Below are 23,014 nucleotides of genomic sequence, written 5' to 3'. Positions count from 1 at the left end.
CCCGCCAGCGCTAAGGCTTCGGCACCTGCCCAGCCGGTCATATTGCGACTGGCAAAATGCAGCACTTCGGAGCGGCTGCCGGTCTTATTGCCCTGTCTCAGCAGGCCGACGGTATGCGCAGTGGTGTCGGCGATATCGACGGCCATCGCGGCGGACCCCAGGCTGCGCCCTACCTTGGGCGCAAAGGGTGTGGAGCGGCCAGCTTCGAGGATCGCCTCAGGCGAGGCGCGCGGGTATGACGGCCGATCGGGTGTCTGTATGGGTGGAGCTATGGGTACCGGCCGGTGCGTGGCGCCCGCGATCAGGTCGGGGGATACGGGTTCCGGGCGATGGGGAAGGGGGCCAGCGTGAGGTGAGTCGGGCGGCACGAGCTGCGTATTGGTGCCGCTGGGTTCGCCACGCACCCCTGTGCGCGGATCCAGCCGGAAGATGGGGTTCCCTTCGGTGGAGCGATGGATGACGTTGAGGCGCGGGTCCTGTGGTTCGTAACGCTTTTGCAGGAAGGGTTCGTCGCGTACCGCATTGCAGTAGTCGATCATCAGGTTGCCGCAACGGATCGACAGGCCGTCGCGCAGATAGCCGCCAGCCATATCCGAGTGGGCGCCGGGAAGCTTGAGATTGAGGAAGCGTCCGTCTTCTGAAAATCCGGGTGGAATGATTTCATCGGAGGGAAACGCCGCGCGCAGCTCGTTGCTTGCCGTGATCTGAAAGCCTGATACGACCGACGGAGGAAGGCGTCGGTCGAATCGCATGGGCGCGCCAGTCGCGACTGGATCGAAGAAGCCTGCGGTTTGTACAAGTTCACCCGGTGGGATGTGGTAGCGCGTATAGCCCATCTGGCCATTGAGATCGAAAGCGCGGCTGCTGAGATCTGGAATACCGCGTTCATGCACCAAGCGGGCAAATCCTGCCGCTTGGCTGCCGCCACGGCTGAAGCCGATAGTTTGCAAATGTACAACTACATCAGGATCGGCGCGCCTCCATTTGTTCGTTTGAGTTACAAGATCTCTGTACATCTTGTCGATGTTATCGGCATAGCTGGAACCTGTTATGGAGTCCCATGCGGCTACTAATCGATCAGATTGGGTACCGGGTCCCTCTAAATATTTTGCATAGATCTGCTTATTGCCATCTCTATTTAGCGCTTTGATCTGGTCGTCTAGCGCAGCCACATTCGTTGCATGTGCCGGGTCGGTGAATTTGTTGTTGCCAGTGCCGTCGAACAGGGCGACGAACAGTCTTTCATGTGGTTGATTTGCGTGCACCAAGATAGGCACGCGAAAGCGTGATAGCGTTTCACTGGCTTGATTAAATTCTGCTAACTGCGTAGGTGTGGCTGGATCATGGCCTACGCCGTCGCTTGGGACGCCATCGGCACCCAATTTGGGCCTATCACTCATTTCAGCACTCCCTTGCTTAGTACGTCAGCGTCCAGGCCAACATTAGATCGTCGCGAATATGGCTATTGGGATTCCCGGGAATCTGCTCGGCTTCCGTTACTACCGTCGCGCGCATGTAAACGCTAACGGTGCGATCGTTGACCTCGACCAATATGTCAGGACTTACAGGATCCACTGAGCATGTGGCAAGCCAAGCTTCCCTGATCTCATTGCGCTGCACCTTATGCAGCACCAGACGATCCCTGAACAAGCCATCCAGATTCAGGCTGACCTGATGCTGCGAACCATCCATGGCCGTCCATTCGATCTCAACCGGCCCGGGAAATGTTTCACCGGTGCCTGTGAGAATGATATGGCTCCCGTCCCAGTCGTCCTTCCAATGTTCTGATGGAGGCGGACCAGAAGGACGATCGTAGTATTGACCGTCATAACCTAACTGGCGTGTGCCGAACTGATGCCTGTTGTAGATAATGCTGCACGCCAGCGTGTTGTAGCAGGCTGCATCGAAGTCGTGCGTATGGAACCGCAACGGCCAGGGTTCCTTGCCGTAGAGCGGACCTGCCAGTGAAGGGAGTGGTTGCCAATGATCCATGATGGCTCTCTTGCCTATTTCCGTGGGTTTTATCTTAGGGAAGTCGGAAACGGGACGCCATCGGGCGGTGTTGGCACGGCGGCGAGAAGGTGGGGCAGGTCACAGTTAATGAATGTATGGACAAATCGCGCTAGCGTTCTTAGCGATAATTGAAGTGCATACTTCACCGCGTTTCTTTCGGAACTGAGGCGCAACAAAATCGTCGTGCGCAACTAGGCCTGGTCCGAAAGATTATTGCGACCAGATGTGCAAAGCTCCGGCTGTTGCCCGCATGGCCGAATTGAACCTCTCATGCGGGCGATATCGCTGCGCTGCGCAGCAAAAGCGCGAGCCGCATGAGCGCCAACTCGTACGGCTCGCTGACCACAATCAACTTCAACGGAGTTGTTCATGGCTGATGCCAATGATACGGCATACGCACGCCCCACGAATCCCTTCGGGGCAATCCCTCGTCCGCAAACCTGGACTCACCCCGCGGATTTGACACTCGCCCAGATCAACGGTGCGATGTTTACCGCTGTCCAGTTTCTCGCTCTTGCCGTGGCCGAACGCGACGGCACGCCAAACCCTTCGGTACCTCACTCCTATCGACTGGGCGCGCACGCTGTCGACGGCTTGACCGTCATGATGTCTGTCCTGAGCGAACGAGCCGATGCGTTGTGTCGACGGGAGGGTCCAGGCGCCTAGCGGCGGCGCCGTCCCACCGGGCCGTGGGGTTTCCCGCGGCCCCATAACGCTACGAATTAAGCTTGCCTGTGAAAGCGACTTCAATCGCGACCATCACCTTGCATGTCGCGACTGAAGGGAACCTCTAAAAACCTGTCAATGACTTGGACACAGCGAGAACGGATCCTATCGTTGTGGGAGCGACTTCAGTCGCGACAAGGATTTGCGGTGAGGCACGATTGTCGCGACTAAAGTCGCTCCCACAGAAGAGCCAGTTTTTAGAGGTTCCCTGAAGTCGCTCCCATAGGCACGCCGGATGCTCATGCGGGCGCGGAGCGCGAAAGCTCGCCTCCGTATGCTCCCTCTCCTCCGGTTTTGCCCGGGGGAGAGTTGGGTGAGAGGGCCTTCACTTAATAGGATGGCGGATTATCGCCACTCGTATGCGACGCTTCCTGTCCAGGTGGCGAAGCCACCGGCACGCTATCCATCTGCAAGCTGCCACTCAACGGATGCGCCAAACCATCCTGGAACTTCGCCCAGATCATCACGCGGCGAATTCGGCCGAACTGATCGGCCGTCAGCTGGCCGCTGGCGCCCGGGAGGTAGCTGCCCGGATGCGCATGCAGCCAATCCAGGTAAGGCACGAGGTTCCACGCGTCCATACCGAAGGCGAACAGGCGCGCCGAGACGCCGCGCGCCGCGGGTAGGGCGTTTGCGACATCGTCATGGCTGGGCAGGCCCGGCTGGGCGTCGAACAACCAGGGAGCATCGACAAATTCCACGCCATCCAGGTCGCGATTGGAGCCGGCATCGTCGGCACCGCCATAAACGTGCGAGGTGGCGAAGACGGGCAGATTCAGATGCACCAGGTGCAACTGCGGTAGGAGCAAGCGCGCCTGCTGCGGTCGCATGCTGATGAAGATGCCTGCATCGCTGGCGGCCGCACCTGCGTTCAGCGCGCCGATGGTGCTCGCATAGTTCACGCCGCTGCCCAGGGTGCCGCTGCCGGCAAGGGTGCCGCCGCGCGCTTCGAATTCTGCCTTGAAGGCGCTGCCGGCTCGTTGCGCGAAATCGTCGTTCGAGACGATCGTATAAGCACTGTGCAGGCCTTGTTCGGCCATGTGATCGGCTGCTTGCGCCCCTTCGGTTTCCGGAAGCAAGCCGAATTCGCTGGCGCCGGAGGCGGGCAGGGCCTTGTCGTCGGGATGATTGAGCGCCAAGACAGGCACCGGCAATTGGCTCAGTCCGAAGACCGCGGAGACCTCGCCGCGTGTCAGCGGACCGATGACCAGTTGCGCGCCGTCGTCGACGGCTTGCTGATAGGCCTTCACCGCGCTTGCCGCCGTGCCGCCCGAATCGTAGACGCGCACCTCGGCGCGCGGTGCGCGATTGCGCGCGGCATCTGCATAAGATGCAAAGAAGCCTTCGCGGATGATCGAGCTGGCACCGGCGAAATTGCCGCCCATAGGGAGCAACAGCGCGACGCGTCCGGGCATCTTGTAGCCCTCCCGCACCGCGGCATTGTCGCCCGGCAACAAGGTGCCGACCGGCTGATCCAGCGACGGCTGCGGGCGAGCGACTGCGACGCCAAGCTGACTGAGCGCTTCGTTGATCCACGGCAGCATGCGATCGCCAGGGCGCATGCCGGCCGCGCGCTGCTTGAGCTGTTCGGCGCCGACGCGATTGAGCAGGGCCATGGCCTGTTTGCGGTTCTGCGCGTTATCCAGCCCGGTGAGGCGATCGTCCATTTCTACGCGGCTTCGCGCGGCGCCCCAATAGTCGCCGCTCGCCTCCATGGCGCGCGAGCGCAATTCGAGCAGGCGCAATTGCAACGCCTGCGGCGGAGCCACCGTGGGCTGCGTGGTGAGCTGCAACGCGCGCGCGGCATTGTGCTGGCTCAGTGCGACTTCAGCCTGCAAGAGGTCGTAGAGCACCGGGTCGCTGTCGGTCAATCGCGTGCGTTTGATATCGGCAAGCAGTGGAACAGCGAGCTCGAGCTTGCCTTCCTGGCGGTAAGCTTCGGCTGCCTGCAACTGATAGTGATCGCGACTGTCCGGCGCCAGCTGGGCGAGATCCAGATAGGCCCGGGCTGCCTGATCGAACTGTCCTTGCCGGGCCAGCGCCTCGGCATGCAGCGAGGCGGACACTTCGGCGGGCGAGCGTTGCACGGCGGGCGGAACGCAGGCAGTCATGGCAAGCGATATCGCCAGGCCGAGAACTGCGGTGCGATACAGGCGCATGGTCATCCGTAAGATCCATTATGGTCTTGAGTCACAATGAGCGATCATAGCCGATCGCCCCCGCGGGGCTGGCGCCGTGAGCACGATTCGCCGCGCCGGCATGAATGACATTGTCAGCGGGATAGATGAAACGCCGCGTAACTCATTGTTTGCAGGAACTTGCGATGCCACATCCCGAGCCGGGCCAGTTATGGGTGGTGGCCACGCCCATCGGCCATCGCGACGATTTTTCCGCCCGCGCCATCGCGACCCTGCGCAGCGTTGCGGTGATCGCCGCCGAAGACACGCGCCATAGCCGTCCATTGCTGATGCATTACAACATCGACACGCCGACGCTCGCCTTGCATGAGCACAACGAGCGCGACGCGGTCGATGCCATCGTGCGGCGCATGCAGGGCGGCGAATCGGTGGCGCTGATCTCCGATGCCGGCACGCCGTTGATCAGCGACCCGGGTTTCCGTCTCGTGCGCGCCGCGCGCGCGGCAGGTATCCGCTGCATTCCGGTGCCGGGTGCCTGCGCGGCCATCGCGGCATTGTCCGTCGCGGGTCTGCCGAGCGACCGTTTTGTCTTCGAGGGCTTCCTTCCTCCGAAATCGGCCGCGCGTCGCAGCCGTTTGCAGGAACTGGCCGGCGACGCACGTACGTTGTTGTTCTACGAATCCTCTCATCGCGTCGCAGAGAGTCTGGCGGACATGCGCGATGTTTTCGGCGGCGAACGCGAAGCGGTGCTTGCGCGGGAGCTGACCAAGCTGTTCGAAACCGTCATCGGCGAACCGCTGCAGGCGTTGGCTGCGCGCGTCGTAGCCGATCCGGATCAGCAGCGCGGCGAATGCGTGATTCTGGTGGCGGGCCGTGGTCAGGAGGTTGACGAGCGTCTCGCCGAGGGGCGCCGCGTGTTTGCGATCCTCAGCGAGGAATTGCCGCCGTCGAAGGCGGCGAAGCTGGCGGCGGCGATTACCGGTGCGCCGCGGAAGGCGCTCTACGAGTAGGCACAAACTCAAGCACAAATGTCATTGTGGCCGTATAATTGCCGGCGGAGTCGGCCGGACAGTCGCGTCGCGCGCGAGCGCATCGAGGAAAGTCCGGGCTCCGTAGGGCAAGGTGCCAGGTAACGCCTGGGCAGCGTGAGCTGACGGCCAGTGCAACAGAAAGCAAACCGCCGAACGGCGCCGCAAGGCGCGCGTGGTAAGGGTGAAACGGTGCGGTAAGAGCGCACCGCGCGCGGGGCTAACGCCGCGTGGCACGGTAAACCCCACCTGGAGCAAGACCGAATAGGGGGACTATGACGCGGCCCGCGTCGTTCCCGGGTTGGTTGCTAGAGCCTGGCGGTGACGCCAGGCCGAGAAGAATGACTGTCGCGCCGTCAGGCGAACAGAACCCGGCTTACAGGCCGACTCCTTTCTTCCTTCTGATCCGGCCCTCACCGCCTCGGCGGTGGGGGCCGGTGGGATGAACGCGTGTTCAGTCCCGATGGTCATAGTCAAGTCTGATTGGCCGCAAATTGTTGTAGGCGTAACGGAAAAAATCTCAAACATTCAAATACCTTGCCCTACTTCCTCATAAAGGGCTGGAATTACTGCCACATCATTGCCTTTCTCCTTGATTCACAAGCAAAAATCCCTTGACAGTCTCAGGGGGCGAGACTATCGTGGAACCCGGTGTGAAATCGTGGGATTTCGTGGAGTTATCGGGTCGTGTTCCAGGGCGAAACCGCCATCACCGTCGACGACAAGGGTCGCTTGGCCATCCCGACTGCGTATCGGGAGCTGGTGGAGCAGGCCTGCGCCAATCGGCTGGTGATTACCTACAACCCCTTCGAGTCGGGATGTCTTTGGCTGTTCCCGCACGCGGAGTGGGAGCAGGTGCGCGACCAGGTCAACGCGCTCCCCAGCGTCAAGGCGGTGCATCGCGCATTGCAGATGAAGCTGGTGGGTGCCGCCGCGATGGTGGAGCCCGATAGCGCCGCGCGCATTCTCCTCCCGGCAAGTCAAAGGACGGCGGCCGGTATCGAGAAAAAAGCGGTGCTTCTGGGCATGGGCAACAAGTTCGAGCTTTGGAGCGAACAGGCTCATCTGGCGAAGATCCGCCAGACCATCGGTGAAGACGAAATCAGCGACGACATGTCGGATTTGCGCCTGTAACCGTCAGGTTGCAGGGCTGCAGGTGGGCTCGAACGACGATTAGGGACGGGAGTGCGGCATGGCCGAGCGACAAGCGTTGCGGCACATCCCGGTGATGCTGGGTGAAGCAGTGGAGGGACTCGCCGTGCAGGCTGGCGGGCGTTATTTGGATGGCACCTTCGGACGCGGCGGTCACGCTCGCGCGGTGCTGTCACGCCTGGGTCCGAACGGCCGTTTGTTGCTGATGGATCGCGATCCGCAAGCCATTGCAGCCGCGCGGGCCGAATTTGCGGACGATCCGCGCGTTTCGATTCGCCATGCCAATTTTTCCTCGTTGGCCGAATGGGACGAAACTGCTGCGGGCCTGGATGGCATCCTCCTGGATCTGGGCGTGTCGTCGCCGCAATTGGACGAGGCCGCACGCGGCTTCAGCTTCATGGCCGATGCGCCTTTGGACATGCGCATGGATACCACCGAGGGCGAGAGCGCGGCCGATTTCATTGCTCGTGCCGATGAGCGCGAAATCGCCGATGTGCTGTGGGTCTATGGCGAAGAGCGCTTCAGCCGCAAGATCGCCCGCGCGATCGTGGAGCAGCGGGCGGAGAAGCCGATTCTGCGCACAGGCGAATTGGCGGCGCTGATCGAGCGCGTCGTCGGTCGCCGCGAGCCGGGCAAGCATCCGGCCACGCGCAGCTTTCAGGCTTTGCGCATCCGCGTGAACGCCGAACTGGAATCGCTCGAACGCGGCCTGGCCGCTGCCTTGGAGCGACTGAAGGTTGGCGGCCGCCTGTCGATCATCAGCTTCCACTCGCTGGAAGACCGTGCGGTGAAATTGTTCATCCGCAACCAGTCCGGCAAGGTGCAGGGTAGCCGCCGCGGTCCGCCGCAAGCGGCCAAGCTGGCGCGTCTGACCGCGGTCGGCAAGGCGCAATTTCCGTCCGAGCAGGAACTCGCGGCCAACCCGCGTGCCCGCTCGGCCGTGCTGCGTGTGGCGGAGAAGCTTGCATGAGGCTGATCGGCGCCATCCTGCTGCTGATCCTCCTGGCCGGCGTACTCGCCAGCGCCATCGCAGTGGTGTGGACGCAGCACGAGAGCCGCACCCAGTTCATCGAGTTGTCGCGGCTGCAGAACGAGCGCGACGAATTAAATATCGAATACGGCAAGCTGGAACTGGAGCAGGCGACCTGGGCCGAGCCGCGCCGGGTCGATAGCGAGGCGCGGCAGAAGCTGGGCATGTTCATGCCGCCTCCGCAAGATATCAGGTTGGTGACGCAATGAGCCGGCGCGATGTTTCCGCACCGACCGCGCGCCGCCAGCAGAAGACCGGTCCGAGAGTGCGTCGTCGCATGACCGCCGTAGCGGTCGTGCTGGCCCTGGCTTCGCTGGGGTTGGTCGCGCGCGCGTTCGATCTGCAGGTGGTGCGCAAGCAGTTTTACCAGAGCCAGGGCGATGCGCGCTTCCTGCGCGAAGTACCCATTGCCGTCTCGCGTGGCACCATCTTCGATCGCAACGGTGAGCCGTTGGCTGTGTCGACACCGGTGGTATCGATCTGGGCCAACCCGTCCGAAGTGTTGGAAAACGAAGACCGCATTCCCGAACTGGGCCGTGCACTGGGTATCGCCCCCGATCAGCTGAAGCAGTACCTGCTGCAACGTGCCGACCGCGAGTTCGTCTATCTGCGCCGCCTGCTCAGCCCGGATGCGGCGCAGACCGTGCTGGACCTGGGTGTGCCTGGCGTAGCCGGACAGCGCGAGTACCGTCGTTTCTATCCGTCGGGCGAAGTCACTTCGCATATCCTCGGTTTTACGAATATCGAAGACCACGGCCAGGAAGGCCTGGAACTGGCCTTCGACGACTGGTTGGCCGGCAAGCCGGGCGCCAAGCGGGTCATCAAGGATCGCCAGGGCCACATCGTCGAAGATGTGGAGCAAGTGCGTGCGCCGCAGCCGGGTCGCAATCTGACGTTGAGCATCGATCGGCGCATTCAATTCCTGGCGTACAACGAGTTGAAGAACATGATCGAGAGGTCGGAATCGGATTCCGGCTCTGTCGTCATTCTCGACGTCAAGACCGGCGAAGTGCTGGCGATGGCGAACTGGCCCACCTACAACCCTAACGCGTTGCACAGCAGTTCGGTGAGCGATCGCCGCAACCGTGCGATGACCGACTTGTTCGAGCCGGGCTCGACCGTCAAGCCAATCCTGATGACGGCGGCGCTTTCCAGTGGCAAATACACGCCGACCAGTCCGCTGATCGATACCAACGGCGGCCACTGGTTCTATTACGGCCACGATATTCATGACACCCATAACTGGGGTGTGCTGACGCCGACAGGTGTGCTCACCAAGTCGAGCAACGTCGGCGCTGCGCATATCGCCGTTCAGCTCGATACGGACTTGATGTACAACACCTATCGCGCTTTCGGCTTTGGCAACAGCACCAATAGTGGCTTTCCCGGCGAGGCATCCGGCCACATGAAGATCGGACGCGATTGGCGGCCGCTGGAAAAAGCCATTCTGGGTTATGGGTACGGTTTGAACGTCACACCGCTGCAGTTGGCCAACGCCTACGCCACCATCGGTGACAACGGCATCATGCATTCGCCGACCTTCGTCAAAGGCGTCGATGGCGAAGCCAAGCAGATCGTGGCACCGGAAGTCGCTCAGCAAGTGGTCAAGATGATGATCACCGTGACGCAGCCGGGCGGCACGGCCGCGCCTTATGCCTGGATCGCCAACTACACAGTAGCGGCCAAGACCGGTACGGCTCACAAGGCCTCGGCGGGCGGTTATTCGAAGAACAGCTATAGCGCGGCTTTTGCCGGTCTGGTGCCGGCATCGAATCCGCAGCTGGTCGGCATTGTGGTGATCGATAATCCGAAGAAAGGCAGTTATTACGGCGGCTTGGTGTCGGGCCCCGTGTTCGCCAGGGTGATGGATGGCGCGCTGCGCCTGCTCAATATCCCGCCGGACAATATCGGGCGGTGGTATGCGGGCGGCCCACTGCAAGGCAATAACGGCCTGGTCGGAAACAAGCCGCCCGACGCACCGAACATCGAAGAAGCGCCGGTCGAGGACGCAACGCCATGACCACGCGACGACTCGATCAATTGCTCCATGGGATCGCCGACACCGCCAGTGCCGGCGATATCGTCGTTTCGGGGCTCAACCTGGATTCGCGCCGGGTGCGTCCTGGCGACGCCTTCTTCGCCCTGCGCGGCACGCGCGAGCATGGCATCAAGTTCGCCGGTCTTGCCGTGCAACGCGGTGCGCGCGTGGTGCTGGCCGAAGCGCCAGCGACGGGCGAGCATGCACTGGATGTGCCAGTGCTATGGATCGATGGCCTGCATGCGCAGGTCGGCGAGATTGCCGCACGCTTTTTTGGCGATCCCTCGCGCGCGCTTGGCATGATCGGCGTGACCGGCACCAACGGTAAAACATCCACGGTGCAGCTGCTGGCGCATGCGTTGGAGCATCTTGGCCATCGCGCCGCCACGATCGGTACGCTCGGCGCCGGTTTGCACGGCAAGCTACGCGAAGGCGAGCGCACTACACCCGATGCGATCGAGGTACAGGGGCTGCTCGCCGGATTCCGCGCCGACGGTGCCACCCACGTGGCGATGGAAGTGTCCTCCCATGCGCTCGAACAGGGTCGCGTGGGCGCGGTGAAGTTCGATGTCGCCGCATTTACTAACCTGACCCGCGATCACCTGGATTATCACGGCAGCATGGAAGCTTATGGTGCCGCCAAGGCCAAGCTGTTCGCCTGGCCCGGGTTGCGCGCGGCGGTGATCAATTTCGACGACGCCTTCGGTCGCGATTTGCTGCGAGAGCTGCCGGCCGGCGTGCAGGCGCTCAGCTATAGCGCCGTCGGAGACCAGGCGGCGGCGATCATCGCGATGTCGGTCATGACATCGTCCGAAGGACTTTCATTCGTGCTGCGCACGCCCTGGGGCGAGCGTCCGCTGCAAAGTCGCCTGCTCGGTCGTTTCAATGTCGCCAATGTGCTGGCCGTGGTCGGCTGCCTGGGCGCATTGGGCGAATCGTTCGAAAGCATCGTCGCGGCGGTGGAGGCGATGGAGCCGGTGAACGGCCGCATGAACCGGTTGGGCGGCTTCGGCAACGAGCCGCTGGTGGTGATCGACTACGCTCATACGCCGGATGCGTTGGAGCAGGCATTGACCGCGCTGCGCGCGCATTGCGCCGGTCGCCTGATTTGCGTGTTCGGCTGCGGCGGCGATCGCGACGCCGGCAAACGGCCGGTGATGGGGGCCATCGCCGAACGCCTGGCTGACAGCATCGTGGTGACCGACGACAACCCGCGCAGCGAAGATGGCGATGCCATCGTTGCACAGATCGTCGCTGGCCTTGTCGCACCGGAGAATGCGCTGATCGAACGCGATCGCGCCAAGGCCATCGGCTGGGCGGTGGCCGACGCCCGCCCGGGCGACGTGGTGCTGGTGGCCGGCAAGGGCCACGAGACTTACCAGGAAAGCGCCGCGGGCAAGCGTCCGTTCGACGATTTCGCCGTAGCGCGCGCGGCGCTGGAGGTGCGCGCATGATGCGAGCAACCATTATCGCCTTGTGGACGCATGGTCAGTTGTTCGGTGTCGACGTCGATGTCGGCGGCGTGTCCATCGATACGCGCAAGATCGTCGCGGGCGATTTGTTTGTGGCGATCAAGGGCGAGCGTGCGGATGGTCACGACTTTGTCGCTCAGGCGGCCGCCGCGGGAGCCGTGGCGGCCCTGGTGACGCGCAAGGTCGATGTGCCGATTACGCAAATCGTGGTCGATGACACCGAGCTCGCGCTCGGCGACCTGGCCAGCGCGATGCGCGCGCAGCGCGACGTAAAGGTCGTCGGTATCACCGGCTCCAATGGCAAGACGACAGTCAAGACCCTGGTGGCTTCGATCCTCTCGCGCCATGGCCGTACGCATGTCAATGCCGGTAACTACAACAACGAACTCGGCTTGCCACTGACCTTGCTGGCGATGCCCGAGGATACGCAGTACGCCGTGCTGGAGATGGGCGCGGGCAAGCCGGGCGACATCGCCTATCTGGCTGCCATCGCTCGGCCCGACATCGGCCTCGTCAACACCATCGCGCCGGCGCATCTTGAGCGCATGGGTAGCGTAGAAGGCGTGGCCGAAACCAAGGGCGCGCTCTATCAGGCCTTGCCGGTCGACGGCGTGGCGGTCATCAATGCGGACGATGCCTTCGCCAGTTTTTTCGGCGGGCTGGCAGGCAGTCGTCGTCAGCTTCGTTTCGCGCTGGACCACAAGGCCGATGTCGGCGCCGACATTGTCGAGCTGGCAATGGACGGTTCGCGCTTCGTGCTGAGCACGCCGATCGGCGATGCCGAAGTGGACCTGCCGTTGCCTGGCCGCCATAACGTGGCCAATGCTCTGGCTGCCGCTTCGATCGCACTGGCGCTGGACGTGCCGTTGGACACCATCGTCGACGGATTGGAACAGGTGCCGGCGATCGCCGGCCGCCTGCGAACGGAAGCCATGCCCGGCGGTTGGATGCTGATCGACGACAGCTACAACGCCAACCCGGGTTCGGTCGGCGCGGCCATCGACACGCTGGCGTTGGCCGATGGCGAGCGCTGGCTGGCGCTGGGCGACATGGCCGAACTCGGCCCCCAGGCGCGCGCCATGCACGCCGCTATCGGCGCGCGGGCAAAACAGCGCGGCATCGATCGCCTGTTCGCCACCGGAGCGCTCAGCGCGGCGGCCGTCGAAACGTTCGGTGCCGGCGCCACTCACTATTCGGACAAGCAAGCATTGGCCAAAGCATTGAATGAAGCGCTGCACGGCGGCGTCACGTTGTTGGTGAAGGGATCCCGTTCCGCCGGCATGGAGCAGGTCATCGCTGTCCTGCGCGACGGCAAGCACGCAGGAGGGGCGCCCGATGCTGCCTGAACTGGCCGAGTGGCTGTCCAAGTACTTCACCGCGCTGCACCTGTTTCAGTACATCACCTTCCGCACCATTGCCGCCGCTCTGACGGCGCTGGCGATGTCGCTGCTGATGGGGCCCTGGCTGATCCGCAAACTGGCCGCGCTCAAGGCCGGGCAGGTGGTGCGCAAGGATGGGCCGCAGACGCATTTGTCCAAGGCCGGCACGCCGACCATGGGCGGTGTGATGATCCTGCTGTCGGTGGCGGTCGCGACCCTGCTGTGGACCGACCTGGCCAACCGCTATATCTGGGTGGTGCTGGGCGTGCTGCTGTGCTTCGGTGCTATCGGCTTTTACGACGACTACAAGAAGCTGGTGCTCAAGGACAGCCGTGGCCTGGCCAGCCGCTGGAAGTATTTCTGGCAATCGGTGTTCGGCCTGGCGGCGGCGCTCGTTCTTTATTACACGGCCCCGCATGCCACAGGCACGCAACCGGTCGCGGAGACGGCGCTGTTCGTGCCCTTGTTCAAGCAGGTGGCGTTGCCGCTGGGCCTGTTCTTCGTGGTGATCGGCTACTTCATCATCGTGGGCTTCTCCAATGCGGTGAACCTGACCGACGGCCTGGACGGGCTGGCGATCATGCCTTCGATTCTGGTGGCGGGCGCGCTGGGCGCCTTCGCTTATCTATCGGGCAACGCGGAGTTCTCGCGCCACTTGCTGATTCCGGTGATTCCCGGTGCGGGTGAGCTGGCGATCTTCTGCGCTGCGCTGGCCGGCGCGGGCCTTGGGTTTCTCTGGTTCAACACGTATCCGGCGCAGGTCTTCATGGGCGACGTCGGCGCGCTGGCGATCGGCGCCGCGCTGGGCTGCGTGGCGGTGATCGTGCGCCAGGAAATCGTGCTGATCGTGATGGGCGGCGTGTTTGTGATGGAGACGCTGTCGGTGATGGCGCAGGTCGCCAGCTTCAAGCTCACCGGCAAACGCATATTCCGCATGGCACCGATCCATCACCACTTCGAGCTCAAGGGCTGGCCAGAGCCGCGGGTGATCGTGCGCTTCTGGATCATCAGCGTGGTGCTGGTGTTGATTGGCTTGGCAACGTTGAAGGTGCGCTGACCATTATGTTGTTCGACTCGACTCAGGCAAAACGGCGACAAGGGCCACGGGGGGCATATGATATGCCGCTGCTGGTCGCGCTCGTCGGTTTGGCGAGTATGGGTCTGGTCATGGTGACCTCCAGCTCGATCGCCGTGGCAGCCAGCACCCACATGGGTGAGTTCTATTTCCTGAAGAAGCACCTGTTGTTCCTCGGCATGGGCACGGTGCTAGCCGTGGCGGCCATGCGTACGGAATTGAAGCTCCTCGAAAAGAACGCCTTCCTGTTGATGTTGCTGGCCTTCAGTTTGCTGCTGGCGGTATTCCTGCCGTTCTTCGGGTTGCGCATCAATGGTGCGCGGCGCTGGCTCAACCTGATCGTCACCAACTTCCAGCCGGTCGAAGCGGTCAAGCTTATTCTGGTGATCTATATCTCCAGTTATCTGGTGCGTCACCGTGAAAGCGTGGAGACGCGCTTCCTCGGCTTGTTCAAGCCGCTGATGGTGGCCGGCTTGTTCGTGCTGCTGTTGTTGGCGCAGCCGGACTTCGGCTCGGCCACACTGATGATCGCTGTTGCCATCGCGATGGTCTGGTTGGGCGGCGCCCGGCCGATCTTCCTGTTCGGCATGGGCTTGCCGTTGATGCCGTTGCTGGGCATCGCCGCGACGAGCGAAAGCTATCGCATGAAGCGCCTGACCTCGTTCATGGATCCGTGGAAGGATCCATTCAATGACGGCTTCCAGCTGACTCAGTCGTTGATGGCGATCGGTCGCGGTGAATGGACGGGCGTCGGTCTGGGCCAAAGTGTGCTCAAGCTGTCCTATCTGCCTGAAGCGCACACCGACTTTATCTTCGCGGTGATTTCCGAGGAGCTTGGCCTGGCCGGCGTGCTGACTGTGATGGTGCTGTTCACCGTCGTGGTATGGCGCGGCCTGGCGATGGGTGTCAAGGGCATCGACGTGGGTCAGCGCTTCGCCGGTTATGTTTCCTTCGGCATCTCGTTGATGATCGGGTTGCAGACGATGGTGTCGATCGGTGTGAACCTGGGTGCGTTGCCGACCAAGGGCTTGACCCTGCCGCTGATCAGCTACGGCGGTTCCTCGATCGTGCTGACGTGTGCCATGGCTGGTGTGTTGCTGCGCGCCACCTACGAAATCAACCGTGCAATCGATGCACGTCAGATGGCCACGCGCATGCCGCCGGCCGTGGCAGTGCCCGACGCCAACGCGGCCGCCGTCGCAGCTGCCACCGCGCCCGCGCGCCAGGCGGTGAACGCATGAGCGCGCGTAACGCCCCCGTGTTGATCATGGCCGGCGGCACCGGGGGACACATCTTCCCCGGCCTGGCTGTGGCCGAGGCATTGCGCGCGCAAGGTGTGCCGGTCGTATGGCTCGGCGCGAATGGCGGCATGGAGACGCGTGTCGTGCCATCGCATGGCATCGAGTTGTTTACCGTCCCGGTGGGCGGGTTGCGCGGCAAAGGTCTGAAAACACGCTTGCTGGCGCCACTGATGCTTGTGCGTGCATTGCTGGCCTCGCTGGCGATCCTGCGTCGAGTGAAGCCGCGCAGTGTGTTGTCGATGGGCGGTTATGTTGCCGGCCCGGGCGGCATTGCCGCGCGCTTGAGCGGACGGCCGTTACTGGTTCACGAGCAGAACCGCGTTGCCGGCTACACCAATCGCAAGCTGGCGGCGTATGCGCGCCGCGTACTGGCAGGTTTTGCCGATGCCTTGCCACAGGCCGAGTGGGTCGGCAATCCAGTGCGTGCGGCGATTGCCGCGTTGCCGGCACCGGCCGAACGTCTCGCAGCCCATAGTGGGCGGCCGCGCTTGCTGGTGCTCGGTGGCAGTCTGGGTGCGCGCGCATTGAACAATGCAGTGCCGCAGGCATTGGCGCAACTGGCACCCGGGCAGCGACCCGACGTGCTGCATCAATGCGGCGCACGTGGCATCGACGAAGCACGCGAAGCCTACGAAAAGGCTGGCGTAGAAGCGCAGATCGTACCGTTTATCGAAGACATGGCCGGCACCTACGCCTGGGCGGATCTGGCGATCTGCCGTGCGGGTGCGCTGACCCTGGCCGAGCTCACCGCCGCCGGACTCGGCGCGTTGCTCGTGCCTTTCCCACATGCGGTGGACGACCACCAGACCCGTAACGCCGAGGCGCTGGTCGCCGCGGGTGCGGCCGAATTGATTCAGGAGCGTAATCTGGACGTACAGGCTTTGGCGCAGCGTATCGAAATGCTGCTTGAAAACCGCGACAAGCTGTTGTCGATGGCGCAAGCCGCGCGCACGCTGGCCAAACCGGATGCGGCCCGGACGATCGCGCGCGCTTGTGTGGAGGTGGCCGCATGACGCCGCGTCGCCTTCACGCACACGAAGAATTGATGACCACGTTCCAGCGAGTGCATTTCATCGGCATCGGCGGCGTGGGCATGAGCGGCATTGCCGAAGTGCTGCATAACCTCGGCTACGCGGTGTCCGGCTCGGATCGTGCCAATTCACCGACCGCGCAGCGCCTGCAAGGCCTCGGTATCGTCGTGCACGTGGGGCATGCTGCTGAGCACATCGGCGATGCCGATGTTGTAGTGACTTCCAGCGCGATCCGCCAGGATAATCCTGAGCTGGTCGCGGCACGCGCCGCGCGTATCCCGGTGGTGCCGCGCGCCGAAATGCTCGGTGAATTGATGCGTTTCCGCCGCGGCATCGCCATTGCCGGTACGCACGGCAAGACAACCACTACCAGTCTGGTTGCCAGCGTGCTGGCCGAGGCCGATTACGATCCGACCTTCGTGATCGGCGGTCAGCTCAATGCCGCCGGTGCCAATGCGCGGCTCGGCACCGGCCAGTACATCGTGGCCGAAGCCGACGAGTCCGATGGTTCCTTCCTGCTGCTGTCGCCAGTAATCGCCGCGATTACCAATATCGACGCCGATCACCTGGAAAACTACAACAACGATTTCGCCCAGGTGAAGAAAGCCTTCGGTGACTTCCTGCATCGCCTGCCGTTCTATGGCCTGGCGGTATTGTGCGTGGACGATCCGGAAGTGGCCGAGCTGTCCCGGATGACCGCGCGTCGCGTGATGACGTATGGCATTGACGCCCAGGATGCCGATGTACGCGCGACCAACATCGTCCAGCGCGGCTTCGAGATGCATTTCGACCTGCATTTGCCGGGTCGCGAGGGCAGTGTGTCGGTGGTGCTGAATTTGCCTGGCCGTCACAACGTGCTCAATGCGCTGGCCGCCGCAAGCATCGGTTGGCAGCTCGGCGTAGAGGCCGAAGCGATTGCGCGCGCGCTGGCCGGATTCCAGGGCGTAGGCCGCCGTTTCCATCGCCGCGGCGAGGTCGCATTGGACAAGGGCGCGGTTCTGCTGGTCGACGACTACGGCCACCATCCACGCGAACTGGCGGCAGTGTTCGCGGCGGCGCGTGGGGGATGGCCGGAGCGGCGCCTGGTGGTGGCGTTCCAGCCCCATCGTTACAGCCGTACGCGCGATCTGCTCGACGATTTTGCCAATGTGCTGGCCGACGCCGATGTGTTGGTACTGACCGAGGTGTATCCGGCTGGCGAAGCACCGATTGCCGGTGCCGACGGTCGTGCGCTGGCGCGCGCAGTACGCGCACGCGGCAAGGTCGACCCGGTGCTGATCGAGCATCCGCGCGAGTTCGCCGAAACCCTGCCGGCACTACTGCGCGATGGCGACCTGTTGATGCTGCTGGGTGCCGGCGATATCGGCGCGGTGGCCGTGGATCTGGCCCAGACCGGACATCTGAGGACGAAGAAGGCATGAAGACGATTACCGATCCCGCCCAGTTCGGTCGCGTCGCCGTCGTGATGGGCGGCAGCTCCGCCGAGCGCGAGGTATCGCTGGATTCGGGCCGCGGTGTGCTGGCTGCGCTCAAAGCGCGCGGCGTGGACGCCCATGCCATCGATGGCATCCCCGCTTTGCTGGATGCCGTGCGCGCTGGGCATTTCGCGCGGGTGTTCAACATTCTGCATGGCGGCGGCGGCGAGAACGGCGAGCTGCAAGGCGCGCTGCAGGCGCTGCGCATTCCATTTACCGGATCGGGCGTGCTGGGTTCGGCCTTGTCGCTGGACAAGATTCGCGCCAAGCAGGTGTGGTTGTCGATGGGCCTGCCTACGCCGCGCTACAAAGCCATTCCTCGCGGTGCAGATGTGCATGCCGCAGCGCGCGAGATCGGTTTTCCGTTGATCGTCAAACCCGCGTGGGAAGGCTCCAGCGTCGGCGTGACACGCGTCTTCAAGGAGGCCGACCTCGATGCGGCAGTGGCGTTGGCGCTGCGTTATCCCGGCGACCTGTTGATGGAGACGCTGATCGAAGGCGATGCCAACGAAGGTGGCGAATTCACGGTAGGCATTCTCGGCCGCCAGGTGCTGCCGACGATCAAGATCGTGCCCAAGGGCGAGTATTACGACTACAACGCCAAGTACATCGCCGAAGACACGCAATACATCTGTCCTGGCCTCGATGGCGACGCCGAGCAGGCCATGCGCGCGCTGGCGCTGCAAGCTTTCGATGCGGTCGCGTGTTCGGGTTGGGGGCGTGTGGATGTGATGCGCGATCGGCATGGCTGCAACTGGCTGCTGGAGGTCAATACCGCGCCGGGCATGACGTCGCATTCGCTAGTGCCCAAGGCGGCCAAGGCCGTGGGCATCGATTACGAAACGTTGTGCTGGCGAGTGCTGGAAACCAGTTTCGAGCGCGATCGCGATTTCGCGGCATCTCATGCCGCGCAAGGAGGTCGCACGTGAGAGGCATGGTCCGCCTCGTTGCCTGGTGTCTGGCCCTGGCTCTGGTCGCGCTGCCGATCGTCGGCGTCCTGCGCGGCTGGTTCGCGGCCAATCGCTGGCCGGTGACGGAGCTGACCGTGCAGGCGGAGTTCAAGCACGTCACTGCCGAGCAGATTCGCGCGGCCGTGCTGCCGAGCTTGGGCAAGGGCTTTTTTGCCGTCGATCTCGACGCTGTGCAGCACTCGGTGAAGGCTTTGCCCTGGGTCGAATCGGTGGAAGTACGCAAGCACTGGCCCGACACGCTGCTGGTGCGTATCTATGAGCGGCAGCCGTTCGCCAAGTGGAACGACGGCAAGTTGATCAGCCGCCAAGGCATGGTGTTCGATGCCCCGGACGAAGCGGCCAGTGTGGATCTGCCGGAGCTGCGTGGCCCGGATTCTCGTCTGGCGGAAGTAGTGAGCTTCTATGCGGAGACCCAGAAGGCCTTTGCCAATACGAAATTGAGAATCACCGGCGTGGCGCTGACCGAGCGCGGAAGCTGGAGCCTGACTACGTCTACCGGCGCGCAGATCGTCGTCGGCGATCGGGATCAGGCCGGCCGCAGACTGCGCCGGTTCCTCGATGTTTATCCACAGCTGATGGCTGGCCACAACGATGGCTTTGCCTATGCCGATCTTCGCTACACCAACGGATTCGCCGTGCGATGGCCTTCGCAGGCGCCTGCCGTCAATGCTGGAGGCACGCCCCGCACATGAAACCCAGGAACGATAAACAGCTTGTCGTGGGCCTCGACATCGGCACCTCCAAGGTGGTCGCGATCGTTGGCGAGTACGAGCCGGGCGAGCCGATCGAGATCATCGGCATCGGTACTCATGTATCGCGCGGACTCAAGCGCGGCTCGGTGGTGGATATCGAGTCGACCGTGCATTCGATCCAGCGTGCAGTGGAAGAGGCGGAGCTGATGGCCGGCTGCGATATCCGCTCGGTCTACGCGTCGATCTCCGGCAGCCATCTGGAAACCAAGAACTCGCACGGTACGGCAGCGATCCGCGACCGCGAGGTGATGCCCAGCGACCTGGAGCAGGTGCTCGAGGCGGCGAGCGCGGTGGCGATCCCGGCCGACCGGAAGGTGCTCTATAAGGAGTCGCAGGAATATCGCATCGACGGCCAGGACGGCATCCGTTCGCCGGTCGGTATGAGCGGCGTGCGCCTGGAGGCGAGCGTGCATCTGGTGACGGGTGCTGCCGCGGCAGTGCAGAACATCAGCAAGTGCATCCAGCGTTGTGGTTTGTCGGTCGACGAGCTTGTGCCTTCGTCGGTGGCCAGTGCCAAATCGGTGCTGACCGACGACGAGCGCGAGCTGGGTGTGTGCCTGGTCGATATCGGCGCCGGTACCACCGACATCGCGATCTATACGCAAGGCGCGATCCGCTATACCAAGTCGCTGCCGATCGGCGGCGATCAGGTGACCAACGACATCGCCTACGGCGTGCATACGCCGACCGCGCATGCCGAGGAGATCAAGATCAAGTACGCCTGCGCACTGGCGCAGTTGGCTCATGCCGAGGAAACCATCCAGGTGCCGAGCGTGGGCGATCGCCCGCCGCGCCGTCTGGCGCGCCAGTCGCTCGCGCAGAGCGTGCAGGCACGCTACGAGGAAATCTTCGAAATGGTGCAGGACGAACTGCGTCGCTCCGGCTACGAAAGCCTGGTTGCGGCCGGCGTCGTGCTGACCGGTGGGGCTTCGCGCATGGAAGGTGCGCTGGAGCTGGCCGAAGAGATCTTCCACAAGATGGTACGCATCGGCGTGCCCCAGCACGTCAGCGGCCTGGGCGAAGTGGTGACCAACCCGCTGCATTCCACTGGTGTCGGCCTGCTGCTGCACGGCTCGCGTTCCGGCGGCATGCGCGTAAGCGGGCCGGTGGGCGGCAGTGTCGGCGGTCTGGTCGAGCGCTTCCGTGGCTGGCTGGCAAAGAATTTTTGACGCATTTGGCGGCGTGGGAGATGCCGCCAAGGACAAAGGGATTTGTCCGACACCCTGGTATCGGCAGGAGGTGCCGATACCAGGGTTACAACGACAACTAGAGCTCTCTACGGAGGACGGGAAATGTTTGAACTCATCGAAAAACTCGCACCCAATGCAGTCATCAAGGTCATCGGCGTAGGCGGCGGCGGCGGCAATGCCGTCGCACACATGCTCAATGCCAATATCGAGGGCGTCGAATTCGTCGTCGCCAACACCGACGCGCAAGCCATGAAGAGCTGCGGCTCGCGCACGCACCTGCAACTCGGCGGCAATGTCACCAAGGGCCTGGGCGCTGGCGCCAATCCGGAAGTGGGTCGTCAGGCAGCATTGGAAGATCGTGAACGTATCGAGGAAATGCTCGATGGCGCCGACATGGTGTTCATTACCGCAGGCATGGGCGGTGGCACGGGTACCGGCGCTGCGCCGGTGGTCGCCCAGCTCGCCAAGGAGAAGGGCATCCTGACGGTGGCCGTGGTGACCAAGCCGTTCCCCTTCGAAGGCCGTCGCCGCATGCAGGTCGCGCTGAAGGGCATCGAGGATCTGTCGCAGCATGTCGACTCGTTGATCACCGTGCCGAACGAAAAGCTGCTTTCGGTACTCGGTCGCGAAGTGACCTTGCTCAATGCCTTCAAGGCAGCCAACGATGTGCTGCAAGGCGCCGTGCAGGGCATTGCCGACTTGATCACCGCCCCCGGCCTGATCAACGTCGACTTCGCCGACGTGCGTACGGTGATGTCCGAAATGGGCATGGCGATGATGGGCTCGGGCACCGCTCGCGGGGACGATCGTGCCCAGGCCGCGGCTGAGGCGGCGATCAACAACCCGCTGCTGGAAGACGTCAACTTGAATGGCGCTTGCGGCATCCTGGTCAATGTCACCGCCGGCCCGAACCTGACCATGCGTGAGTTCGACGAGATCGGGCGGGTCATCCACGATTTCGCCAGCGAAGACGCCACGGTGGTCATCGGTACCTCGCTCGACCCGGAAATGCAGGACGATGTCCGTGTCACCGTGGTGGCCACCGGCCTGAACCGCGCTGCTGCCTCGCGTCAGCCGGTGCGCCAGCCGACCCAGCAGGTGGAAATGCGCCAGCGGCCGCGCCCGGTCGTGCTCCGTACCGGTACCGGCAATGAGGTGGTGGATTACGCACAGCCGGAGGGCATGGTCGTCAGCCGCGATGCCGCCCCGGCCAAGAGTGCCGATCCGAGCTTCGACTACCTGGATATCCCGGCTTTCCTGCGTCGCCAGGCCGACTGAGACGATGGGAATGAACAGAGGGATGGAGGAAAAGCAAAAAAAACTTAGAAAAAAGTGAACGAAATCGGCAACTGACTGTCACTCACCTGTCGTGACGGGTTCAGGGCATCGCCCTGACCCCGGGCAGGCTCCTTTGCGAGGGAGCCGGTCCGAAGGTTCGTTGCTCGCAGCCCTGGAGCGTTTGCCGCCATAGGTGAGTGAACGCTTTCATCGACTGTGCGTTTTCGGACAACGCATGATGCGCGGCGTATGGATTACGTCCGCTTGCACCGACGCCTCGGGTCAGAATTCCCGTCCTGGCCTGGGCGTCGAGTCATTTAATCCATTGATGGAATTGGGTTTTTTCTGTTCGTGCCGGGAATGACTTTCATTTTCAGATGAAAGGAATATGAAAGCGTGAACAGACTGTACGGTACGGTTTGCTATTTTGTTAGTTAAGACTGTGTTAGCATCCGTACCCTGTTGGCTGCTGCCCCTATAGATAGGTACTTAAAAAATGATCAAGCAGCGTACGCTCAAGAACATCATTCGTGCCACCGGCGTCGGACTGCATACCGGCGACAAGGTGTACATGACGCTCAGGCCCGCCGCTCCGAATACCGGTATCGTTTTCCGTCGCACGGATCTCTCGCCGCCCGTCGATATCGCAGCGCGCCCCGACAATGTCGGCGATACGCGTCTGTCGACGACGCTCGTTAACGGCGACGTGCGTGTTTCGACCGTGGAGCATCTGCTTTCGGCCATGGCAGGGTTGGGTATCGACAATGCCTATGTCGATCTGTCGGCACCGGAAGTGCCGATCATGGACGGTAGTGCCGGTCCGTTCGTATTCCTGTTGCAGTCGGCGGGTATCGAAGAGCAGCCGGTAGCCAAGCGCTTCATCCGCATCAAGAAGCCGGTGAAGGTGCAGGAAGGCGACAAGTGGGCCAGCTTCGAGCCGTTCGAGGGCTTCAAGGTCGGCTTCT

At 62.9% G+C, this 23,014-nt stretch carries 20 protein-coding genes and 1 other RNA gene; 18 read left to right on the top strand and 3 right to left on the bottom strand.

Translation table 11 applies throughout. The features are described 5' to 3' along the window. The coding region (locus VIM98_RS00105) for a phospholipase effector Tle1 domain-containing protein (protein ID WP_331991047.1) at window positions 1–1,400 on the bottom strand (1,400 nt) is incomplete at its 3' end. Between the two features lie 16 nt (window positions 1,401–1,416). Continuing rightward, entirely contained in the window at window positions 1,417–1,992 is a 576-nt protein-coding gene (locus VIM98_RS00100) for a hypothetical protein (protein WP_331991046.1), read from the bottom strand. Between the two features lie 390 nt (window positions 1,993–2,382). On the opposite strand from VIM98_RS00100, the gene VIM98_RS00095 reads away from it, so the two are divergent. Next, window positions 2,383–2,679: a hypothetical protein gene (locus VIM98_RS00095; protein WP_331991045.1), complete on the top strand. Its 297-nt coding sequence runs from the start codon at window positions 2,383–2,385 to the stop codon at window positions 2,677–2,679. Between the two features lie 389 nt (window positions 2,680–3,068). Here the strand turns inward: VIM98_RS00095 and VIM98_RS00090 are convergent, their stop codons facing one another. Then, entirely contained in the window at window positions 3,069–4,898 is a 1,830-nt protein-coding gene (locus VIM98_RS00090; RefSeq protein ID WP_331991049.1) for a penicillin-binding protein activator, read from the bottom strand. A 164-nt stretch (window positions 4,899–5,062) separates the two neighbouring features. On the opposite strand from VIM98_RS00090, the gene rsmI reads away from it, so the two are divergent. From rsmI to lpxC, 17 genes are all read left to right on the top strand, one after another. Then, a complete protein-coding gene (gene rsmI, locus VIM98_RS00085; RefSeq protein ID WP_331991044.1) occupies window positions 5,063–5,887 on the top strand; it encodes a 16S rRNA (cytidine(1402)-2'-O)-methyltransferase in 825 nt (274 codons plus the stop codon). A gap of 46 nt (window positions 5,888–5,933) precedes the next feature. Then, window positions 5,934–6,300: RNase P RNA component class A (rnpB, locus tag VIM98_RS00080), an RNA gene on the top strand. A 292-nt stretch (window positions 6,301–6,592) separates the two neighbouring features. Continuing rightward, window positions 6,593–7,039, top strand: a complete 447-nt coding sequence (gene mraZ / locus VIM98_RS00075; RefSeq protein WP_331991043.1) for a division/cell wall cluster transcriptional repressor MraZ — start codon at window positions 6,593–6,595, stop codon at window positions 7,037–7,039. Window positions 7,040–7,097: 58 nt separating this feature from the next. Next, complete coding sequence (gene rsmH, locus VIM98_RS00070) at window positions 7,098–8,027, top strand: 16S rRNA (cytosine(1402)-N(4))-methyltransferase RsmH (protein WP_331991042.1); 930 nt, start codon at window positions 7,098–7,100, stop codon at window positions 8,025–8,027. Between the two features lie 5 nt (window positions 8,028–8,032). Beyond that, window positions 8,033–8,296 carry a cell division protein FtsL gene (gene ftsL, locus VIM98_RS00065; RefSeq protein ID WP_331991048.1) on the top strand — a complete coding sequence of 88 codons (264 nt, stop codon included), beginning with the start codon at window positions 8,033–8,035 and terminating at the stop codon, window positions 8,294–8,296. Further along, entirely contained in the window at window positions 8,293–10,107 is a 1,815-nt protein-coding gene (locus VIM98_RS00060; RefSeq protein WP_331991041.1) for a penicillin-binding protein 2, read from the top strand. The genes ftsL and VIM98_RS00060 overlap by 4 nt, the downstream gene beginning before the upstream one ends. Beyond that, on the top strand, window positions 10,104–11,579 hold the full coding sequence (locus VIM98_RS00055) for a UDP-N-acetylmuramoyl-L-alanyl-D-glutamate--2,6-diaminopimelate ligase (protein WP_331991040.1): 1,476 nt from the start codon (window positions 10,104–10,106) through the stop codon (window positions 11,577–11,579). The genes VIM98_RS00060 and VIM98_RS00055 overlap by 4 nt, the downstream gene beginning before the upstream one ends. Continuing rightward, complete coding sequence (locus tag VIM98_RS00050) at window positions 11,576–12,943, top strand: UDP-N-acetylmuramoyl-tripeptide--D-alanyl-D-alanine ligase (protein WP_331991039.1); 1,368 nt, start codon at window positions 11,576–11,578, stop codon at window positions 12,941–12,943. The genes VIM98_RS00055 and VIM98_RS00050 overlap by 4 nt, the downstream gene beginning before the upstream one ends. Continuing rightward, a complete protein-coding gene (gene mraY, locus VIM98_RS00045; RefSeq protein ID WP_331991038.1) occupies window positions 12,933–14,033 on the top strand; it encodes a phospho-N-acetylmuramoyl-pentapeptide-transferase in 1,101 nt (366 codons plus the stop codon). The genes VIM98_RS00050 and mraY overlap by 11 nt, the downstream gene beginning before the upstream one ends. Before the next feature lie 5 nt (window positions 14,034–14,038). Continuing rightward, window positions 14,039–15,292 carry a putative lipid II flippase FtsW gene (gene ftsW, locus VIM98_RS00040; RefSeq protein ID WP_331991037.1) on the top strand — a complete coding sequence of 418 codons (1,254 nt, stop codon included), beginning with the start codon at window positions 14,039–14,041 and terminating at the stop codon, window positions 15,290–15,292. After that, window positions 15,289–16,365, top strand: a complete 1,077-nt coding sequence (gene murG, locus VIM98_RS00035; protein WP_331991036.1) for an undecaprenyldiphospho-muramoylpentapeptide beta-N-acetylglucosaminyltransferase — start codon at window positions 15,289–15,291, stop codon at window positions 16,363–16,365. The genes ftsW and murG overlap by 4 nt, the downstream gene beginning before the upstream one ends. Further along, window positions 16,362–17,804 (top strand): UDP-N-acetylmuramate--L-alanine ligase, encoded by a 1,443-nt coding sequence (murC, locus tag VIM98_RS00030; protein WP_331991035.1) that lies wholly within the window; start codon window positions 16,362–16,364, stop codon window positions 17,802–17,804. The genes murG and murC overlap by 4 nt, the downstream gene beginning before the upstream one ends. Then, window positions 17,801–18,787 carry a D-alanine--D-alanine ligase gene (locus VIM98_RS00025; protein WP_331991034.1) on the top strand — a complete coding sequence of 329 codons (987 nt, stop codon included), beginning with the start codon at window positions 17,801–17,803 and terminating at the stop codon, window positions 18,785–18,787. Before murC ends, VIM98_RS00025 begins: the two co-directional genes overlap by 4 nt. Next, complete coding sequence (locus VIM98_RS00020; RefSeq protein ID WP_331991033.1) at window positions 18,784–19,521, top strand: cell division protein FtsQ/DivIB; 738 nt, start codon at window positions 18,784–18,786, stop codon at window positions 19,519–19,521. Before VIM98_RS00025 ends, VIM98_RS00020 begins: the two co-directional genes overlap by 4 nt. Continuing rightward, window positions 19,518–20,750, top strand: a complete 1,233-nt coding sequence (ftsA, locus tag VIM98_RS00015; protein WP_331991032.1) for a cell division protein FtsA — start codon at window positions 19,518–19,520, stop codon at window positions 20,748–20,750. Before VIM98_RS00020 ends, ftsA begins: the two co-directional genes overlap by 4 nt. Window positions 20,751–20,873: 123 nt before the next feature. After that, the gene (gene ftsZ, locus VIM98_RS00010) at window positions 20,874–22,049 is read left to right on the top strand and encodes a cell division protein FtsZ (RefSeq protein WP_331991031.1); all 1,176 of its coding nucleotides are present in this window, start codon (window positions 20,874–20,876) and stop codon (window positions 22,047–22,049) included. Between the two features lie 496 nt (window positions 22,050–22,545). Then, the coding region (gene lpxC, locus VIM98_RS00005; protein WP_331991030.1) for a UDP-3-O-acyl-N-acetylglucosamine deacetylase at window positions 22,546–23,014 on the top strand (469 nt) is incomplete at its 3' end.

It is taken from the genome of Dyella sp. (assembly GCF_036568765.1).
Classification (GTDB): Bacteria; Pseudomonadota; Gammaproteobacteria; order Xanthomonadales; family Rhodanobacteraceae; genus GSA-30.
The sequence above is the reverse complement of the archived record's forward strand: the minus strand, read 5'-3'. Positions and strand labels throughout refer to the sequence as shown.

Excerpts from the sequence above, each read along its gene's own strand:
- ftsZ (WP_331991031.1), top strand. The coding sequence starts at position 20,874 with ATGTTTGAACTCATCGAAAAACTCGCACCCAATGCAGTCATCAAGGTC.
- murC (WP_331991035.1), top strand. The coding sequence starts at position 16,362 with ATGACGCCGCGTCGCCTTCACGCACACGAAGAATTGATGACCACGTTC.
- murG (WP_331991036.1), top strand. The coding sequence starts at position 15,289 with ATGAGCGCGCGTAACGCCCCCGTGTTGATCATGGCCGGCGGCACCGGG.
- rsmI (WP_331991044.1), top strand. The coding sequence starts at position 5,063 with ATGCCACATCCCGAGCCGGGCCAGTTATGGGTGGTGGCCACGCCCATC.
- rsmH (WP_331991042.1), top strand. The coding sequence starts at position 7,098 with ATGGCCGAGCGACAAGCGTTGCGGCACATCCCGGTGATGCTGGGTGAA.
- VIM98_RS00100 (WP_331991046.1), bottom strand. The coding sequence starts at position 1,992 with ATGGATCATTGGCAACCACTCCCTTCACTGGCAGGTCCGCTCTACGGC.
- VIM98_RS00090 (WP_331991049.1), bottom strand. The coding sequence starts at position 4,898 with ATGCGCCTGTATCGCACCGCAGTTCTCGGCCTGGCGATATCGCTTGCC.
- ftsA (WP_331991032.1), top strand. The coding sequence starts at position 19,518 with ATGAAACCCAGGAACGATAAACAGCTTGTCGTGGGCCTCGACATCGGC.
- ftsW (WP_331991037.1), top strand. The coding sequence starts at position 14,039 with ATGTTGTTCGACTCGACTCAGGCAAAACGGCGACAAGGGCCACGGGGG.
- VIM98_RS00095 (WP_331991045.1), top strand. The coding sequence starts at position 2,383 with ATGGCTGATGCCAATGATACGGCATACGCACGCCCCACGAATCCCTTC.
- VIM98_RS00055 (WP_331991040.1), top strand. The coding sequence starts at position 10,104 with ATGACCACGCGACGACTCGATCAATTGCTCCATGGGATCGCCGACACC.
- VIM98_RS00060 (WP_331991041.1), top strand. The coding sequence starts at position 8,293 with ATGAGCCGGCGCGATGTTTCCGCACCGACCGCGCGCCGCCAGCAGAAG.
- mraY (WP_331991038.1), top strand. The coding sequence starts at position 12,933 with ATGCTGCCTGAACTGGCCGAGTGGCTGTCCAAGTACTTCACCGCGCTG.
- VIM98_RS00025 (WP_331991034.1), top strand. The coding sequence starts at position 17,801 with ATGAAGACGATTACCGATCCCGCCCAGTTCGGTCGCGTCGCCGTCGTG.
- VIM98_RS00050 (WP_331991039.1), top strand. The coding sequence starts at position 11,576 with ATGATGCGAGCAACCATTATCGCCTTGTGGACGCATGGTCAGTTGTTC.